Below are 18,564 nucleotides of genomic sequence, written 5' to 3'. Positions count from 1 at the left end.
GACCTCCATTAGGAGGTCTTTTTATTTGGCCGTTTGAAACATCAGGAGGCTGATTTGGCAATGATGACATCTGTTTCTGCTTTAACTGGTAAAAAGACACTGAACACACTGCCCTTACCAACCTCCGATTGTACGCGAATTTCACCACCAGTTTGGCTGAGCATGCTTTGGGAAACTGAAAGTCCTAACCCTGTGCCATCTCGTTTAGTGGTATAGAAGGGATCAAATATACGTTTCAGGTTTTCTGGTTTAATACCGCACCCTTCATCTTCAATCATGATAATGGCACCTGCACAACGGTCTTCTTCATACCAATCTTTACTCTGTATTGTCAGTTTTCCTTTGCCGTTCATCGCATGTATCGCATTCATCTGTAAGTTGACCAGTATTTGCAACAGAAGATGACGATTCACTTCGACAGAGGTACGAGCTTTAAGATCAACTACGAAATCGATATCTCGCTTCTTCGCTCCGGTTTTTACCAGCGTAATACTCTCTTCAATAATTGGATTGACATGTTGCCACGTAATTTCATCCTGCACACCGCCTTGTCTACTGTACTGAAGCAAACTACGCGTAATATTTCGAATTCTGTCTACCTGTTCGAGAATGGCTTGAATCTCCTCTTCCACTCTCGCGCCATCCGCACCTAGTTCAAATTGAATGAGTTCGGTATTACCGAGGATCACCGCTGTTGGGTTATTAATTTCGTGTGCAATCCCCGCGGTCAACTCACCAAGAGCAGCCAGTTTCTCATGAACGATAAGTTTATCTCTTGTGGTATGAAGCAGTTCGATATGGTGTTCTAGCTGTTCGGTTTTTTCTCTTAACTTAGTCGTACGTGATTGGACTTTCTCTTCCAGTTCATTGGCAGCATTTTGAATTTCATTGTTACGCTGCTGAAGGAGATCGAGCATGTTGTCGAACTGCTTAGCCAACTGTGCAAGCTCATGCTTTTCATCCAAGCCTATTTTTCCGATTCGTTGGTTTTTACCTAATTGAACAAGTTTGACTACCCTATGGATACGTTCAATTGGACGGAACAAATCACGTGACCCGCGATAAACAAACAAACTTGATACCGCGAGTAAAACTAACGTTGTGACTGCAATTTCTAAAATGTTAGTAAGGTAGGTTTTAACAAATGGCCACATTAAATAACCGGTGTAAAGCATACCTATGACCTGCTGGTTATGATCTCTGATTGGCTGATACGCAGTGATATACCAAGCATCGTAAACATAGGCTCTGTCTATCCAATCTTCGCCATGCCCTAAAACCGCTTGCTTAACTTCGTTGGAAACCTTTGTGCCAATTGCACGCCCTTCTCTTTCATCACTATTAAGTGGTACGTTGGTACTGACGCGTAAATCATCCAAAAATAGGGTTAAAGTCCCAACGGGTCTGAGTTTATCGTGCGCAAATGGATAAACAATGTCGCGGATCTCATCAATTAAAGCCGTACTGTTGTTTAGCAACAAACCACCATCTAGAAATCCAACAAGTTGTTGGTCTTCATCCTTTACAGCAACCACTGTTCGACTCACAAAGCCCCGACTTTCATAGGATTCTTCAGCCAGTTGTTTGACCTTTGCCCTTAGCGCAAGATCTGATGAGAGTCGATTCAGTTCACTTGCTTCAAGAACGTCAAAAAACGCCTGTTTCTCGCTCAGAGTGAGATAATTCTCTCTCTCTTGAGAGCTATCAATAGTTTGGAACGTTAAGAAATCAAGCTTATACCGTTCCCTCTGATTATTGACCCACAGTTCAACATCATGAAAAGGTTGGTTTTTAAGCCTGATTCTAAACTCATAAGAGTCTGCAAGCGCTTGGATTCGGTTGGCTTGGTTATCCTGCTGCATTGCAATAGAACGATTTGCAACACCAAGACGCTCCGCCACATCAATCAGTGTGCTTTGCCATGTGTAATGTAGCGACCAGTATACTGAAATGCCGATCAGTGCGAGTAACGTGAAGCCAATCGGTACAGATGTAAGAATCAATAAACGATAACGAACCATAGTTTGGAATCGGTTTTTCCATTTGCGCCACAACGGAAAATCATTCCACATTTTCAGATCCTTCGCTTTCCCACTCTTTATATTTACGTTCTAGTGTTTTTCTTGCGACGCCCAAATCTCGTGCCGCTGCAGACTTATTGCCGTCATGAAACTCAACTAATTGTTCAATGTGTGCGCGTTCGACATCTTTGAGCGTCCAAGCGTTGGGATAACCTGTTGCAGGCTCTCGATCCCTTGTTTCTATATACTCTGGCACGCCTGCCACATGTGACAATGTCACTGAAATATTAGTAGGATGCGGTATACCACTAATCTCACGCCAGTAATGTGCTGGTGGTTTACCGAGCAAAATACAACGTTCAATCAGGTTTTTGAGTTCTCGAATATTGCCTGGCCAATTGTAGTCGTTCATTGCACTCACATCTTCGTGAGCCCATTTTGGTAGTGGCATAGCCAGCTCTTTACACAGTTTCTGAGTAAAAAACGGCACTAGCTCCCTTAAATCACTTTTACGGTCACGTAAGGGGGTGACATCAATTTTAAGAACGTTTAAACGATAGTAAAGATCACTGCGAAAACGTCCTTGTTCCACTTCTTTTTGCAAATTGCGGTTCGTTGCAGCAACGATACGCACGTCAACGTTAATTTCTTTTTCAGATCCTACAGGACGGATAGCGCGCTGCTCCAATACTCGCAGCAATGATGATTGCATGGTTAATGGCATTTCGCCTATTTCATCCAGAAACAAAGTTCCACCATTTGCAACTCGAAATAAACCTTCACGACTTTTCTTCGCTCCGGTGAAGGCTCCAGAAGTGTGTCCAAACAACTCACTTTCTAATAGTTCAGGCGCAATAGCTCCGCAGTTCACTGGAACAAATGGTCCTTTACGCCCACTCGCTTCATGTATTCCTCGTGCCACCAATTCTTTTCCTGTCCCGGATTCACCTTCAATTAATACAGAAGCTCGAGAAGGAGAAAACTGCACGATAAGCTGTTTCAGTTGCTTGGTTTTCTCTGACTGGCCAATGATCTGACTGGTTGTATGGCGTTCGAAATCATGTTTGAGCGCATATTGCATACGCTCATTTAAGCATTTATCCATACAGCGCTTAACGGCTTGCATCATTTGTTCGAGGTTGAAAGGCTTGAGAATAAAATCGGATGCACCTAGCTTTAAAGCGCTGATTGCCGTTTCCAAATCCGCGTAGCCAGTCATGAAAATAACTTCTGCTTTATTATATTCGTCGCTGAAGACTTCTTCCCATTCGATGCCAGACCTACCCGGCAAATTGATGTCGAGGATAATCAAATCATAGTGATTTTCGCTACGTAGTGACTCAGCTTCATCCACTGAACTTGCGCAATCAACTTTAGAAAACCATTTAGTGAGTGCCTTTTTTAAAATGGTCTGCATTCCCTGTTCATCATCGACGACAAGGACTGAAAATGCTTGGTACAAAGGCGCTTGTTTGGAGTCTATAGTATTAGTCATGATTTTCTCGAAGATAGCTCATTAGGACAGAACGACTCACATAACAATACTACCAATGTGTCTATGCTGAGACATTTTGTCCCTACAATTGTGCGCTATCGCCTAATTTTCTAATACAAATCATGATATTGTCTATTTCCCATACAAAAAACCTTGGTTTAAATCTGGCATCTAGTTTGCTATAGAGTCTGTTTTGCTAACTTTCTCAGTGAAGGTTAGTGAATGAATTAGCTCAGCCCAAAATCAAAATGGATTTCATAATGAATAATAAAGTTTCTCTTACTCTTGCAACGGCGTCATTGGTTTTAGTCAGCTACTCAGCATCAAGTGCAGATGATGCACACCGTATTCGTTTAGCGACCACTACCAGTACGTACCATTCAGGCTTACTAGACTATTTGCTGCCTATTTTTGAAAAAGAAGCAGGCTACAAAGTTGATGTTATTGCTACTGGAACCGGCAAAGCGCTTAAAATGGGCGAAAATGGCGACGTTGATTTAGTGATGACACATGCTCCTAAATCAGAAGCTGACTTCGTGAACAGCGGTTTTGGCGTTCTACCTCGCAAATTGATGTACAACGATTTTGTTTTGGTTGGTCCAAACAATGATCCAGCTAAAGTCACTGAACAGAAAAATGTGCTGGATGCGTTTAGCCACATCGCGAAAGATGGCGTGACTTTCATTTCACGCGGCGATGATTCAGGTACTCATAAGAAAGAGCTAGGTATTTGGGCTCAAACGAAAATTGAACCAAACTTCGGCGGTTACAAGTCTGTTGGTCAAGGTATGGGACCAACGCTTAACATGGCGTCTGAAATGCAAGCTTATACTCTGACTGACCGCGGTACTTGGCTGGCATACCAAAACAAACTTGAACTTAAAATTGTTTTTGAAGGCGACGATAAGCTGTTCAACCCTTACCAAGTCATTTTAGTCAACCCAGAGCGTTATCCTGCAACGAACTACGAAGGTGCCAAGGCCTTCAGTGATTGGTTAGTTTCTGCAGAAGGTCAGCAACAAATCAACAGTTTTACTCTAAACGGTCAACAGCTTTTTGTTGCTAACGCTGACAAATAACGGTCTTGTATGAGCCTTTGGCAAACTACTCAAGAAGCATTTACGTTACTGATCAATTTTGATGCTGAACTATGGGAGATCGTTGCGGTCTCCTTTAGTGTCTCTCTTTCTGCTATCTGTGTGGTGTTAATCCCCGCGATGTTGTTTTCCTTCGTACTTGCGTACAGTAACTTTCGAGGGAAATGGCTGTTGTTGTCGGTAATAAATACCCTACAAGCTGTGCCTACAGTCGTCATTGGTTTGTTGCTGTACATGCTTCTTTCTCGTTCTGGCCCCCTTGGGAACTGGTCTCTGCTCTTTACTCAGAAAGCAATGATCATTGGTCAGATGATGATTTGTTTCCCTATTCTCGTCTCTATGATGCACGGCACATTGCAGTCGAGTGACAGGCGTTCAGTAGAGACGGCAATGACTCTTGGCGCTTCAACGCCCAGAATTGCAGCCACTATCATATGGGAAACCCGATTTCCTCTTCTCGCTGCCGTTATTGCGAGTTTTTCACGAATCGTTACTGAAGTAGGCTGTTCTATGATGGTTGGTGGAAATATTATGGGCTTGACCCGAAATATCCCAACAGCCATAGCTATGGAAAGTCACAAAGGCGCTTTTGCTCAAGGAGTTGCATTAGGAATGGTGCTACTATGCCTAGCACTAGCCTTGAATTTTGCTCTTTCTGCAATGCGTGGAAAAGGCTTTTTGAGAACGTAAGGATAAGAATGTCGATAACACTTAACGCTCAACAGTTATCAATGCGTTTCAAAGATCGTGTGTTATTTCATATCGATCATCTTTCTATAGGACCAAACGATGCCATTTATCTCAAAGGAGACAATGGTGTCGGTAAAACAACGTTACTGAAAATCTTGGCAGGTCTTCAAAAGCCTTCAAAAGGCAATGTTTCTAACTCTTTACCTTGGTGGCAACGAGTTTTTCAATCATCAGCACGCCAACAGGTTATCTATTTACATCAAACACCTTACTTGTTTGATGCAACTGTCTACCAAAATGTGCTTTACGGCATTAAGTTTTCATCACTGAGTACCAAGGTAAAACGTTCTACAGTTATCAATGCTCTACGAATGGTTGGCTTAGAAACGTTAGCTGATGAGCATATCTCCGTTCTTTCCGGTGGAGAAAAACAGCGAGTGGCGATGGCCCGCGCTTGGATTTTAAATCCCTCCATTTTGTTGATGGACGAACCAAGTGCTTCACTTGACCAAGAATCCATCGATAGATTGGTCATCATGGCGAAGGACTTGCTAGCCAGAGGCTCTAGCCTTGTCATTACCAGCCATCAAGCCAACGCCTTGACTGCAACTTGCAAGAAACAATGGTGGATAAATGACTGCACACTTATCGAAACACCATTGCTACACATAGTAAAACCAGAAAAAGAGAGTACCAATGTTACTTCCCTCTCAAACTAGTTGGGTCATTCTTGCCGGAGGGCAAGCGACTCGAATGGGTGGACATGATAAAGGGCTTATTAAGCTTAATAACAAACCGCTAATTGAACATGTCATCGAACGTTTGAAACAACAAACATCTCAGATACTTATCAATGCGAATCGTAATCTAGAACAATACAGCCACTACGGAACGGTTATCAGCGACAGTTTTGCTGGTTACCCTGGACCTTTGGGTGGTATTCACAGCGGATTATTGAATGCGCCAACAGACTGGGTTGGATTTGTCCCGTGTGATAGCCCACTGATTTCTGAAGATTTGGTGGAGCGTTTTTGTCAGGCTGTTTCCGAACAAACCGATATCATCGTAGCCCACGACGGTGAACATTCTCAGCCAGTCTTTACGCTTTACCATAAACGTGTACTTCCTAAACTAACGGCGTTTTTAGAGCGTGGGGATAGAAAGATAATCTTGCTTTACAACGACTGTCATACTGAATACGTCGACTTTAGCGACTCACCACAGTGTTTTGTTAACTTAAATACGCCAGGTGAACTGACCCAATTCGGAGCGTTACAAATATGAACACACAGCGCCCTCATCTGCCTCTTTTAGGCTTTGCCGCATATTCTGGTACAGGTAAAACGACACTGCTTGAAGCACTAATCCCAATGCTTACCAGAGCAGGTTTACGTTTAGGTGTATTAAAACACGCTCACCACGATTTTGATGTCGATATACCAGGTAAAGACAGCTATCGCTTACGAAAAGCCGGAGCCAGCCAAATGCTGATTGCTTCACGCAATCGACACGTGTTGATGACGGAAACGCCAGAGGCAGAAGCGGAGTTCAACTATCTTCTCAGTCGTTTCGATAGTGAAAAACTCGACATCATCTTAGTTGAAGGCTGTAAAAACATAGCTTTCCCAAAGGTTGAATTGCATAGAAGTGAACTTAACAAGCCTTGGCTCTACTTAAACGATAACAACATCATTGCAATTGCCGCAGATGAAATCGTTGAGTCCGATCTCCCTCAACTCAACATCAACGATTTAGAAAGCATTGCCACGTTTGTCGTTAATTACGCAAATGATTTTGGTAAAGAAAAGCCGACATCAGGAAGCTGTGATACGTTATCTCCAGCTTTTCTTTCAGTAGAGCAAGGTCGCCAAGCCATTCTTGATCGCGTTCCTGTCCTAACAGATGTTGAATCAATTGAACTAGCAAACATTAATAACCGAGTGTTAGCTAAAGACATTTCATCCCCTGTCAATGTCCCAACTTACAGAAACTCAGCGATGGATGGCTTTGGTATACGCAGTGATGACCTAAATCGCGAGCACTATCAAATAGTCGCTGAAATTATGGCTGGTGACACTTATCTGAAAGTTGTTGAATCAGGTCAAGCAGTAAAAATCATGACAGGTGCTGCCGTTCCACAAGGTGCTGACACCGTTGTCATGCGAGAGCAAGCCACCGTATCTGGGAAAACAGTCACGTTTGGTGACGCAAAAATAAAAGCGGGTCAAAATGTTCGCCAAGCTGGTGAAGATTTGGCAATTGGTCAACGTGTTTTTGCAACAGGTCAACGCTTACATTCTCCAGAAATGGGAATGATTGCTTCACTAGGTATGGATGCCGTTCCCGTGTTTCGAAAACTGAAAGTCGCCATTTTCTCAACGGGCAATGAAGTTCAAGAACCGGGTATTCCTGCCAATGATTCTCGAATCTTTGATTCCAATAGATACACATTGATGGGGCTTTTAACTCAGCTAGGATGTGAAATCATTGACCTTGGTATCATAGAAGATAACGAACAAGCGATGATTGATGCATTACACAAAGCATCACAATCAGCGGACGTTGTACTCACCTCAGGTGGAGTTTCGGTTGGAGATGCTGACTTTATTAAGTCAGCACTCGAATCGTTAGGCTCGATTGAGTTTTGGCGTATCAATATGCGACCTGGTCGCCCGCTCGCATTCGGCAGCATTAACGATAAACCTATCTTTGGTTTACCGGGAAACCCAGTGGCGGTAATGGTTTCATTCATTAATTTTGTTGAACCAGCATTGCGTAAAATGCAGGGCGAGTTGAATTGGCAACCGTTAAAAGTTAATGCTATAGCGACGGAAGAACTTCGATCGCGCCAAGGTCGGACTGAGTTCACACGCGGTGTCTACAGCATTAACCAGTTTGGGCAGTTAGTAGTTAAGTCGACGGGAAAACAAGGCTCTGGAATATTGCGTTCAATGAGTGAAGCCAACTGCTTAATCGAAATATCACCAGCAGTAGATACAGTTAAATCCGGTGAAAGCGTGACAATCATTCCACTTCAAGGCAGAATCTAGCGTTTGAAAATTGCTGCTAACGAGAGAAATTATGGCTCGCACTATTATTTATACCTACAAAGATGAAGAGAAAACGCTGACTTTCTCTTACCAACAGCACAGAAACATCCATGAAGCTGTAGCAGAAGCTGAGGGTATAGACATAACTGATTATTTGAAAATGGAACAGCAGCTAGAGCAAATTTCTGATACCAAAGCTGTTCGCAACTATCGCGATAACCATTTCAAGAAATTGGGCTTTGGCATCATTACTCTTAAACCTAAAGAGAATTTGGGTGTTGGACAAAAACCAAAGCCACAAGTTAAATAGTTAAAAACTTCTCGCAATCATCACTACCGCCAATAAGCATCAGCGAACAGGTGGTTTAGGGATGACAGTAAAAAAGGGCTTGAATACTCAAGCCCTTTTCTATTTAACCAACTGAAACTCAGTGTTATTCGATATTCAAGAATGCAGCACCACGAACACCACCTGAATCACCATGTTTTGCTTTGATGATTTTCGGGCATTTTGCTACTGAAAGAAGATGTTTAGAGATACGTTTAGGCACTTCTTGATAAATCAAATCAAAGTTCGATAGACCGCCACCAAGAACAACCACATGTGGATCATGCGCAGTGAAAATGTTACCAAAACAGATTGCCAATAGTTCCATGAACTGGTCAACGTGTTTAACTGCTTTCTCTTCACCTTCGTTGTATGCATTGATGATATCGATAGCTTTCTTCTTTTCACCGTTGTTATGTGCGTAAATTAACTCAAAACCACGACCTGAAAGATAGTTATCCATACAGCCTTTGTTGCCACAACCGCATTCCAATAATGGCGCTTTATCACCGCCTAAATGGAACCAAGCATCAATTGGCAGACGCATATGACCGATCTCACCCGCTACGTGGTTACGACCTGAGAACACTTTACCGTTATAGATTAAACCGCCGCCAAAACCTGTACCTAGGATCAAACCTAGTACTGATGGCTCATCTTTCAGTTCTTCATCCCATGCTTCAGAAAGAGCAAAGCAGTTCGCATCGTTTTCAATTTTTACGCTACGACCAATTTTAGCTTCGAGATCAGCACGCAGTGGTTTGCCTTTTGCTGACGGTACGTTTACTGTCAATACCGTTGCATCGTCAGCATCTTCCATACCTGGCAAACCTAAACCAATTGTACCTTCTACGCCAAATTCAGCATCATACTTAGCAACTAGCCCAGCAATTGTTTCAACTAGCTGCTGGTAGTCTTCTGTTGGTGTCGGTACACGTTCAGTAGCAACACGCTCAAGTTTCTCATTGAACGCACCAAATTCAATCTTAGTGCCGCCGACATCAAAGCCGTAATACATGCAAACCTCTCCTACTCAATCCCAGTAATAAGGAAATTATTTAAAGCGATTCACGCACCAATTGCGCCATCCTTTAGCTAATTAACAAAAGCTGTTAAATAACCAAATCACCCAAATGACCGAAGCTATCTGACCGATATCAGCGTAATTAATTCGCGATTAAAAAATATTGGCTTATTATCCATAACCCACCCCATGCAATCCGTGACCAAACACTTATTTATCCGGCTACACATTTTGATTGCGCAAATGTAAAGCAGTATTGAGTGTTCGGTCTCAATCTAGGCTTTGCGTGAATTGCAAATATTCTTTGAGCGCCGTTTTTTCTTGCTTGGGTTTTATACGAGTCTTACCCAGCAAATAGCTTTCTTTAAATGTTTCAAACCACAAGCGTAACGTTTCAGCGCCCAATTTTTCCCCGAATTTATCCAGAACAAGACTCGCGACTTCAGCGGTAGCAAGATGCTGCTCGTTGTCTGATTTTCTCATCACATATTGAGAAAGAACTTGAGGCTCGATTGAGATTAATGGCAAATGTGATAAGTAAGGAGAGCGGCGTACAATTCTTTTTGCTTCACGCCAGCTTCCATCGACGAAAATAAGCAGTGGTTTTCTACCTGCAGCTATACTTTCTACTTCTTGCATTACTCGTGCATGTTCTTCTTCTGTTTCTGCAGGAAAAACTAAAACTGGGAAATAGGATGGATCTTGTAAAAGATCCAACATCTGAGAATCAGGCTCCGTGCGATTCCATTGATATACGTACGTTTCTTTTACGATGTCTGCAATCAGTCGACCAGTATTGCTTGGCTTAAAAACTTCTTGTTGAGAAACAATAAGTAATACCGCAACTTGCGTATCAATATCAGGCTGATGCTGACACAAACAATGCGTCAGCCCCACATTACAGTATGCACAACGTTGAATTTTGCAGCCGCGAGCTAAAAAAGGTTTTGTTGATCGTTCGAGCCGATATTGGTACAAACGATGGAAAGCATGGATTCTCATATCTGTAGAAGTACGTTAATTTTCTAGTACTGATAATTTTTGTACTAAAAAATTTGATTGACTGAAAGTGGCGCAGAGTTTAACCGCTGTTAGTCGAGTTCTCCAGCGCAATTTAAGTTTGAAACTCTGATTAGTGATTGGATTACATCACTTTGTAAATCAGTAAATGATGTTCAAGAAATAAATGGTTATGACACGGTAAATAGGTATCACACGGAGGTAGTTATGTCCTACCAACCAGAAACCATCAGGTTAGCATTCTTTGTTTTGGTGCTATTGATTTGCGCATTTTGGGAGTCAAATGCTCCACGTAAACACCTTTCTCAGAGCAAGTCTGTACGTTGGATTAATAATCTCGGCTTAGTTGGTCTAAACAGCGTACTAATTACACTCCTTATGCCGATTGTCGCCCTCTCTGCAGCAAGCTGGGCAGAAGCCCATTCTTTCGGCCTTATGCACTGGCTGGATGTATCTCATACATGGTCTCTCGTTTTTTCAGTGGTTTTGCTTGATGGCATCATTTATTGGCAGCACATTATGTTCCACAGTGTGCCATTCTTATGGCGACTCCATCGCATGCACCATGCAGATCAAGATATAGATGTGACCACTGGCGCACGATTCCATCCAATTGAAATTCTGATTTCTATGTGGATTAAAATTGGCGCGGTAACACTGATTGGCGCGCCTGTTTGGGCCGTAGTTACTTTTGAAATTGTGCTGAATGCGAGTGCTATGTTTAACCATAGCAATGCAAAATTGCCTTTGAAACTCGACGGATGGATGCGAAAACTGATTGTAACGCCTGATATGCACAGAGTTCATCATTCAGTAATAGAACGAGAAACCCACTCTAACTTTGGATTTTTCTTGTCGATATGGGATCGAATTTTCGGTACTTACATCGCTCAGCCTTATCTAGGACACGATGAAATGAGAATTGGCTTACCGATGTTCAAACGTTCTAGGGAGCAATGGTTGGATAAGATGCTTACCCAACCATTCAGAGAAAAGTAACAAAGCTGTGCTGAAAACCTAATTCAAGCAGTATTTATCAAGCATCGCTTTTTGTTGACCTGCTATGCTTGCCACTTGCTGAGAGCTATCAACCATGGACTCTAGCTGATGTTTTGTTTGTGTAGCTTGATCAGAAATTTGTACGATCGATCGGCTCACATCGGCTGTCGCTCGCTCTTGCTCTTCCGTCGCCACGGAAATTTGCTCTACTCTGGCTCGAATATGTGTAACTGCGCTTTCAATATCAGCAAACGTCAGTTTCACTTCGTCACTAGATTGAAGCGCTGAGACCATCTCATTTCTGGACTCCAATACGGCTTGACGTGACTTCGCAGCCGAAGCCTGTAGCTGGCTCATCATGTCACGGATGCTACCCGTTTGCTGAGTGGTATCTTTAGCGAGCTTTCGAACTTCGTCAGCAACAACAGCAAATCCCCTTCCATGCTCTCCCGCTCGCGCAGCCTCAATAGCGGCATTTAGTGCCAGCAAATTGGTACTTTCTGCAATGCCAGTAATCAAATCGACGAGTTCACTGATTCGAGAAACACTACTATCTAGCTCACTCATAGCAGATTCGTTGGTGTTTAACGATTCTTCTAAGGCTTCTAATCGGTAGCGATTCTCTTCTACTGCTTTAACACCTTGAGATGAGTGTTCTGCTGCGGTCACGGAGTCTGTGTATGAATCATTAGTAACGCCCGCAATTTCGCGAATAGAGGCTTCTAATTGGTTAATCGTGGTCACCATACTCAAAAGAGCTTCATTTTGTAACGTCAGTCCCTGATTAGAATATTCTGCAGCATCATGACTTAATTGCGCAGTCTTATAGAGTGATTCACAGTTTGAGGTCACTGTTGTTAATGATTCATTTGTTGATGCGATAACTTGGTTGAGTTTCCCGGCAATATCATGAAACTCCATTGGTCCAACTAGCGCTGGGCTATGACTGAAATCATGTTCGGTCATATAAGTAAGGCTGGTCGTTATATTCTTCATACCTTTGTTTACCCAAACTCTGAGTCCAAGCCATGAAACAACGACAAGAGAGACAAGTACAGCTCCGCCGATCAACAAGGCTAACGTAATTTCGTTGATGGTGCTTTGAACTTCCTGTTCTTTAGATTGAATAATTTCGGTTGTGATATTTGACAGTGCAGCGAGCTGATCTGCAATGTTGTCAGCCATTAAAGCTGCTTGGGTAAAGTCCGAATTTTGATTTTGCGCTGTTTCTAAACGAATCATTATTTGGTCTAGTATTCCACCTGATTTAAAGCCTTCCAAAACCATCTGATAAGGTGCGGTGAGGCTGGCAAATTCTTTAACGTCTGGATGCCACTCTTTAAAATCATCGAAAGCGAGTTCAAGTCCTGAAATACGCGTTTTTAATTCTTTGTATTCTTTTTGTGCCAGCTCCATCTCTTCTTGAACCATAAATAGAAGAAATGTGCTTTCCATGACACCAGATGCGGCTACAAATCGGTTTGCCGCGTCCATTGATTCTGGATTATCGATAGCTAAAAACGAAGCGATACGGTTCATTTCAGGACCAATCGAACTAAGTCCATATCTAAAACCAGTAGCCTGTTCTGCAATTTTTGCCGTTTGTTCAAGTTGAGTTTGCTGTGACTGAATAATTGCTGTTGAATACTGAGAAAACTTCTCGATATTTTGAGTTAATTCTTCTTGCAACGTTGAATCTATTATTGAACCAAATTCTTGAGTGATTCCTTTCATTTCCTCCAGTCGAACAGTGGCATTTTGATCCAACTTTAATAAATCAGCGCGAATACTATCTAATTGTTCAACCGATTTAGCTCTTGTCCCATAACCAATATATTTAACTTGTTCGAGTATATTTTGAGTAAGCGCTGCATTGTTGGTAGATAACGGCAGTGCTCGTTCGGAGAGATGGCTAAATTGATACCCAATTTTGTCAATTCCACGCACGCTAGTGACAGAAAGAACTATGACAAGTAAGGTTATAGTGACAAAAATAATAGAAAGTGTTTGAATAAGTGAAAATGTTATTCGGGGCTTGGCTGAATTATTCATTTCTAAGGTAGTCCGATACCAGTTTAAATACAACGTCCGGTATTTTAGGAAATTTTTATGACACATTTATTTCAGAAACCAATAACTAACCGCTCATTATTTGCGGTTATTATATTTTCATTGGTGACTGGATGTGCTCAAAAACAAAGTGCAAATAATGCTTATACCCAAGAACAGGAAACGTTTAATGCCAGCCTTAGTGTTGATAATATCATCGCGCGCGAAGAATCTTTTTTCAGTATCTATAACCAATGGCAAGGTGTTCCTTACCGGTTAGGCGGGAATACCATGGATGGAATTGATTGCTCTGCGTTTGTTCAGATTGCTTATCGTGACGCTTGGCAACTACCTTTGCCCAGAACGACAAAGTCTCAAAGTAAAGTCGGTGAGAATGTTAAATATGACGCTGCTAAATACGGTGATTTAGTCTTCTTTAAAACTACAAAAACGACGAACCATGTCGGCGTTTACTTGGGAAATTTGAGATTTATGCATGCCTCTACATCTCAAGGAGTCATCATTTCACGGCTAGATAACCCCTATTGGGCTTCTAAATTTTGGCAATTTAGAAGAGTCGACAGCTTAACGAAATAACCTAATCGTAAGTGGCTACTGCTGTATCGAATAAGTTTTTCACCAACGCAATGTATTCATCAAGGAAAATGATTTGATCATTCGTTGCGGGTTTTGCCCATACACCAGCCAGTACCTCACCTAAATCTTCCACGACAGAATCGGCTTCTTTTAGAAGTTGGAAACGCACACTTGAATGAAGTTCAGGGTTCTGTTCGAAAACAGCCATGATGTTGCTCGCCACCATATCAGTAACGACATCTTCAACGCTTTCTTTACCGGTGTCACCGCCGCCACGGGTGAATACATCCATATTGAATGCAAGATGTTCTATTAGCGCTAAATAACCATCGGTTTCTACAACCACTTTAATTCTCCGCTTTACTGCTTCGTCACCAGTAACTCACTGTACCTTCAATAATACTAAGCTATGTGAAGAAAATTTCACACATTTGATATGTTTGCTTGATGAAATTTCAAACGATTCATTGATAAAAATCTAACTTAGTATAAGAAAGCTATAGAACTTTACCTAGTAAGTTAACAACTAAACCATTTGCTAAAGTCATTGTGACTTTCTATTCATTCAAAAGGCAATATAGTTCACGAAACGTTTTATGAGTAAGTTCACAAATATGCGGATTAACAGCGCATTCAAACTAAGTGAATGAAATTATTTGCTTTACGGTTCAGTAAAGTCACATTTGATGTTCTAAACTAAAACGGATTAAAGGACGGTCATGGAGTTCATACTATGTGGCAAGCTATCACCCAACAACTCTCAGATACTTTGATGTTCCAATTCGACCTTGTAGAAAAAACCAAACTACAGGGCGGCGACATTAGCGAAAGTTATATGATTACCGACGGTAAAGAGCGGTATTTTGTGAAGCTAAATGACCGTAACTTTTTACCAAACTTTGAAGCTGAAACTGAAAACTTACGGATTCTACGAGAAAGTAACAGTATTCACGTCCCTGAACATGTTCTTACTGGTAGCACTAAGGATCATGCGTTCATTATCTTAAATTACCTAGTGACTAAACCACTAGATGACGCGACAAACAGTTTTAAACTCGGTTTACAACTCGCCAAATTGCACCAATGGGGTGATCAAAAAGAATACGGATTTGATATTGATAACTACTTAGGTTGTATCGTTCAACCCAATAACTGGGCGAAGAAATGGTGTCAGTTTTTTGCAGAGCAGAGAATTGGTTGGCAACTGCAACTGATGCATGAGAAAGGTGTTCATCTGGTCAATATCGACGAGTTCGTTGAAGTTGTTAAGCAGAGGCTAGCAAACCATACACCGCGTCCGTCACTATTGCATGGCAATTTGTGGAATGAGAATGTGGCAAACTCACCGCTTGGTCCAATCTGCTACGACCCAGCGACTTATTGGGGAGACAGGGAATGCGATATTGCGATGACGGAATTGTTTAACGGTTTTCAACCTGAATTCTATCAAGCCTATGAAGAAGTCATGCCGTTGGATTTCGGTTACGTAGAGCGAAAAGATATCTATAACCTTTATCACATACTGAATCACTACAACCATTTCGGTGGACACTATTTGGATGAAGCTGAGTATCTGATTAAGAAAATTCTTTCGTTCTAAACTTATTTACGAACCTTCTATCTCATTAAAAATAAACAAAAAAAGAGCTAATTAACTTTAGCTCTTTTTTCTATATTCAATGGTCAAAATTTGCACTTATTTCTCGTTCAGAATCAACTTCTCGTCTTACTATTAAACTAACAACAATAAAAAACGAAGCGAGAATCAAGATGAAAAACTTTATCCAAAAATCGATTATTTGCCCCCACTGTGGGCATCACGTTCCGGTAACATTGGACTCTTCAAATGGCAGCCAAGAGTTTTATGATGACTGCCCTGCTTGCTGTAATCCAATTCATATGAATTTGATGATCAATGAGCAGCTCGATATTGTTGAGCTACAAGTTGATGCTGATGACGAGCAAATTTTCTAGACCAATAATATTTTGTTCGCTGCTGCGTACTAGTTAACGCTGGACTTATTGTTTAGCAGCAAGCACTCGTTCAACGGTATCTACAATCGCTTGAGTTTGCGGATCAAGCTCAACGTTTACTTTGTCACCGACAGCTCGTTGACCAAAGAGTGTTCTTTGCAATGTTTCTGGAATGAGATGAACATTGAAACTATTTTCACTGACTTCGCCAATAGTCAGGGAGCAGCCATCTAATCCAATAAAACCTTTCGGCAAAACGTACTTCATATACTTTGGCGCTAACTCAAACCAGATAGTTTTGTTGTTTGGCGAATCAATCACTTCTTTAACTGTCGCAGTATCCATAATATGACCCGACATAGTGTGTCCACCGATCTCATCACCGAATTTAGCCGCTCTCTCGACATTCACCATAGAACCCACTTCAAGTTCACCTAGGTTAGTCAGTTTGAGAGTTTCTTGCATTAAGTCGAATGAAATACGGTTGTCATCAACGTGAGTTACCGTCAAACAGCAGCCGTTGTGAGCTATCGAAGCACCAATTGATATCCCTTTAATTAATAAGGGTTCTAGTTCAATAACATGGGTTTGAAACATGTCTTTTTTATCAATAGCAACGACTTTCGCCATGCCTTGAACAATCCCAGTAAACATTTTGTAATTCCAATACTTTTTCGTGGTGATCAGTGTGACATTTCTTTATCATTCCCACCAGTACGACCCGCCGATTAATTAAGCAGTAAATATTCCCTTCGGAGAAGTTTGTGCAACATTATAAAAATGAAATAAAAAAATTAGTAAAGTTATCAACGCCAGTTCTAATAGCTTCCATCGCTCAAACCGGTATGAGTTTCGTCGATACCGTTATGGCTGGTGGTGTGAGTGCAATTGACTTAGCAGCTGTCTCTGTCGCTTCCAGTATTTGGATGCCAACAATTCTGTTTGGTATTGGCCTCTTAATGGCACTGGTACCTGTAGTGGCGCAGCTCAATGGTTCAGGCAGACAGCATAAAATTGCGTCTGAAATTCATCAGGGTGGATTTTTAGCTTTAATTGTTTCTATTCCAACAATCCTAGTATTACTGCAAGCCAGTACTATTTTGAAGTTGATGGAAGTCGAACCATTAATGGCCGAAAAAACCATTGGTTACATCAACGCAATGATCTTTGCTGTACCCGCATTTTTGCTATTTCAAGTTTTGCGCAGCTTTGCCGAAGGTATGTCATTAACCAAACCAGCCATGGTCATTGGTTTCTTTGGGCTATTGATTAACATACCTCTCAACTGGATCTTCGTATACGGTAAGCTAGGAGCCCCAGCGCTAGGTGGTGTTGGGTGTGGTGTAGCAACTTTGATCGTGTATTGGCTGATGTTTCTGATGTTGCTTTTCTACGTTGCAACTTCAAATCGACTAGCTCACGTGAAACTGTTTGCTCACTTTCATAAACCGCATTTCAAACCACAATGGCGCTTATTCCGATTGGGTTTACCAGTCGCAGCTGCTCTGTTTTTTGAGGTGACACTATTTGCTGTGGTAGCGGTTGCTTTAGCGCCTTTGGGATCGTTAGTTGTCGCCGCACATCAGGTTTCAATTAACTTTTCATCCTTAATTTTCATGTTACCGATGAGCATCGGTGCAGCCGTTTCTATCCGTGTGGGACATTCGCTCGGTGAAGAAAACGTACAAGGTGCAGCGGTTGCATCTCACGTTGGGCTGTTTTTTGGTGTAGCGACTGCATTAATTACTGCAGCATTCACAGTGATTTTCCGTGAACAGATAGCGCATCTTTACACGGATAATAGAGAGGTTATTGCCCTTTCTATGCAGCTATTAATTTTTGCTGGTATCTATCAATGTACTGACGCAATACAAGTTATCGCGGCTGGTTCGTTACGCGGATATAAAGATATGAACGCAATTTTTGTTCGTACTTTTATTGCTTACTGGATCTTAGGATTACCTACGGGATATACGTTAGCAATGACCGATTTAATCGTAGAACCTATGGGTGCAAAAGGATTTTGGATTGGATTCATAGTCGGATTAAGTTCTGCGGCAGTTATGCTCAGCCTGAGACTACTCTGGATTCAAAAGCAGGATCAACAAGTCCAGTTAGATTTTGCTTCGAAGTAACCTACCCCCTCAGAAAACAAAAGGTCAGCGATGCTGACCTTTTTACTTATCCGGTGATTCATTTTCTAAATAGGTATCTTCCAAC

18 protein-coding genes are annotated in these 18,564 nt (G+C 41.8%); 11 read left to right on the top strand and 7 right to left on the bottom strand.

Translation table 11 applies throughout. From position 1 onward, the window contains the following. Nucleotides 1-41 precede the first annotated feature (41 nt). Together ACOSVQ_RS06100 and ACOSVQ_RS06095 are read right to left on the bottom strand one after the other, a co-directional pair. Nucleotides 42-2,072: a sensor histidine kinase gene (locus ACOSVQ_RS06100; protein WP_491981643.1), complete on the bottom strand. Its 2,031-nt coding sequence runs from the start codon at nucleotides 2,070-2,072 to the stop codon at nucleotides 42-44. After that, nucleotides 2,062-3,516, bottom strand: a complete 1,455-nt coding sequence (locus tag ACOSVQ_RS06095; protein ID WP_165311396.1) for a sigma-54-dependent transcriptional regulator — start codon at nucleotides 3,514-3,516, stop codon at nucleotides 2,062-2,064. The genes ACOSVQ_RS06100 and ACOSVQ_RS06095 overlap by 11 nt, the downstream gene beginning before the upstream one ends. A gap of 260 nt (nucleotides 3,517-3,776) precedes the next feature. Here ACOSVQ_RS06095 and ACOSVQ_RS06090 point away from each other — a divergent pair, with 260 nt between their 5' ends. From ACOSVQ_RS06090 to ACOSVQ_RS06065, 6 genes are read left to right on the top strand one after another with little or no spacing between them, the layout of a single operon-like run. Further along, nucleotides 3,777-4,595 (top strand): ABC transporter substrate-binding protein, encoded by an 819-nt coding sequence (locus tag ACOSVQ_RS06090; protein WP_491981642.1) that lies wholly within the window; start codon nucleotides 3,777-3,779, stop codon nucleotides 4,593-4,595. A gap of 9 nt (nucleotides 4,596-4,604) precedes the next feature. Beyond that, complete coding sequence (locus ACOSVQ_RS06085) at nucleotides 4,605-5,303, top strand: ABC transporter permease (protein WP_165311397.1); 699 nt, start codon at nucleotides 4,605-4,607, stop codon at nucleotides 5,301-5,303. 8 nt (nucleotides 5,304-5,311) lie between these two features. Next, the gene (locus tag ACOSVQ_RS06080; RefSeq protein WP_491981641.1) at nucleotides 5,312-6,022 is read left to right on the top strand and encodes an energy-coupling factor ABC transporter ATP-binding protein; all 711 of its coding nucleotides are present in this window, start codon (nucleotides 5,312-5,314) and stop codon (nucleotides 6,020-6,022) included. Next, nucleotides 6,000-6,587, top strand: a complete 588-nt coding sequence (gene mobA / locus ACOSVQ_RS06075) for a molybdenum cofactor guanylyltransferase MobA (RefSeq protein WP_491981640.1) — start codon at nucleotides 6,000-6,002, stop codon at nucleotides 6,585-6,587. The genes ACOSVQ_RS06080 and mobA overlap by 23 nt, the downstream gene beginning before the upstream one ends. Then, nucleotides 6,584-8,353 (top strand): bifunctional molybdopterin-guanine dinucleotide biosynthesis adaptor protein MobB/molybdopterin molybdotransferase MoeA, encoded by a 1,770-nt coding sequence (locus tag ACOSVQ_RS06070; protein ID WP_491981639.1) that lies wholly within the window; start codon nucleotides 6,584-6,586, stop codon nucleotides 8,351-8,353. Before mobA ends, ACOSVQ_RS06070 begins: the two co-directional genes overlap by 4 nt. Nucleotides 8,354-8,384: 31 nt before the next feature. After that, a complete protein-coding gene (locus ACOSVQ_RS06065; protein WP_165311401.1) occupies nucleotides 8,385-8,663 on the top strand; it encodes a DUF2960 domain-containing protein in 279 nt (92 codons plus the stop codon). A 124-nt stretch (nucleotides 8,664-8,787) separates the two neighbouring features. Here the strand turns inward: ACOSVQ_RS06065 and nagK are convergent, their stop codons facing one another. Together nagK and ACOSVQ_RS06055 are read right to left on the bottom strand one after the other, a co-directional pair. Continuing rightward, on the bottom strand, nucleotides 8,788-9,699 hold the full coding sequence (gene nagK / locus ACOSVQ_RS06060; protein WP_491981638.1) for an N-acetylglucosamine kinase: 912 nt from the start codon (nucleotides 9,697-9,699) through the stop codon (nucleotides 8,788-8,790). Nucleotides 9,700-9,975: 276 nt separating this feature from the next. Then, nucleotides 9,976-10,707: a tRNA-uridine aminocarboxypropyltransferase gene (locus tag ACOSVQ_RS06055; protein WP_491981637.1), complete on the bottom strand. Its 732-nt coding sequence runs from the start codon at nucleotides 10,705-10,707 to the stop codon at nucleotides 9,976-9,978. 225 nt (nucleotides 10,708-10,932) lie between these two features. On the opposite strand from ACOSVQ_RS06055, the gene ACOSVQ_RS06050 reads away from it, so the two are divergent. After that, entirely contained in the window at nucleotides 10,933-11,724 is a 792-nt protein-coding gene (locus ACOSVQ_RS06050) for a sterol desaturase family protein (protein WP_491981636.1), read from the top strand. 18 nt (nucleotides 11,725-11,742) lie between these two features. Here ACOSVQ_RS06050 and ACOSVQ_RS06045 read toward each other — a convergent pair whose 3' ends face one another. After that, nucleotides 11,743-13,776: a methyl-accepting chemotaxis protein gene (locus ACOSVQ_RS06045; RefSeq protein ID WP_491981635.1), complete on the bottom strand. Its 2,034-nt coding sequence runs from the start codon at nucleotides 13,774-13,776 to the stop codon at nucleotides 11,743-11,745. 57 nt (nucleotides 13,777-13,833) lie between these two features. Between ACOSVQ_RS06045 and ACOSVQ_RS06040 the strand changes: the two genes are divergently transcribed. Continuing rightward, complete coding sequence (locus ACOSVQ_RS06040; RefSeq protein WP_491981634.1) at nucleotides 13,834-14,370, top strand: NlpC/P60 family protein; 537 nt, start codon at nucleotides 13,834-13,836, stop codon at nucleotides 14,368-14,370. Between the two features lies 1 nt (nucleotide 14,371). On the opposite strand, the gene ACOSVQ_RS06035 is transcribed toward ACOSVQ_RS06040, so the two are convergent. Next, nucleotides 14,372-14,716, bottom strand: a complete 345-nt coding sequence (locus tag ACOSVQ_RS06035; RefSeq protein ID WP_491981633.1) for a DUF3802 family protein — start codon at nucleotides 14,714-14,716, stop codon at nucleotides 14,372-14,374. Nucleotides 14,717-15,103: 387 nt separating this feature from the next. On the opposite strand from ACOSVQ_RS06035, the gene ACOSVQ_RS06030 reads away from it, so the two are divergent. Together ACOSVQ_RS06030 and ACOSVQ_RS06025 are read left to right on the top strand one after the other, a co-directional pair. Then, nucleotides 15,104-15,970: a fructosamine kinase family protein gene (locus ACOSVQ_RS06030; protein ID WP_491981632.1), complete on the top strand. Its 867-nt coding sequence runs from the start codon at nucleotides 15,104-15,106 to the stop codon at nucleotides 15,968-15,970. 170 nt (nucleotides 15,971-16,140) lie between these two features. Beyond that, nucleotides 16,141-16,344: a CPXCG motif-containing cysteine-rich protein gene (locus tag ACOSVQ_RS06025; RefSeq protein WP_491981631.1), complete on the top strand. Its 204-nt coding sequence runs from the start codon at nucleotides 16,141-16,143 to the stop codon at nucleotides 16,342-16,344. A gap of 45 nt (nucleotides 16,345-16,389) precedes the next feature. Here the strand turns inward: ACOSVQ_RS06025 and ACOSVQ_RS06020 are convergent, their stop codons facing one another. Beyond that, entirely contained in the window at nucleotides 16,390-16,998 is a 609-nt protein-coding gene (locus ACOSVQ_RS06020) for a riboflavin synthase subunit alpha (protein WP_491981630.1), read from the bottom strand. A 110-nt stretch (nucleotides 16,999-17,108) separates the two neighbouring features. Between ACOSVQ_RS06020 and ACOSVQ_RS06015 the strand changes: the two genes are divergently transcribed. Then, the gene (locus ACOSVQ_RS06015) at nucleotides 17,109-18,479 is read left to right on the top strand and encodes an MATE family efflux transporter (RefSeq protein WP_491981629.1); all 1,371 of its coding nucleotides are present in this window, start codon (nucleotides 17,109-17,111) and stop codon (nucleotides 18,477-18,479) included. Nucleotides 18,480-18,564 lie beyond the last annotated feature (85 nt).

Source organism: Vibrio sp. HM8-C, assembly GCF_058630515.1.
Note: the sequence above shows the minus strand (reverse complement) of the source record. Positions and strands in the feature narration are given on the sequence as shown.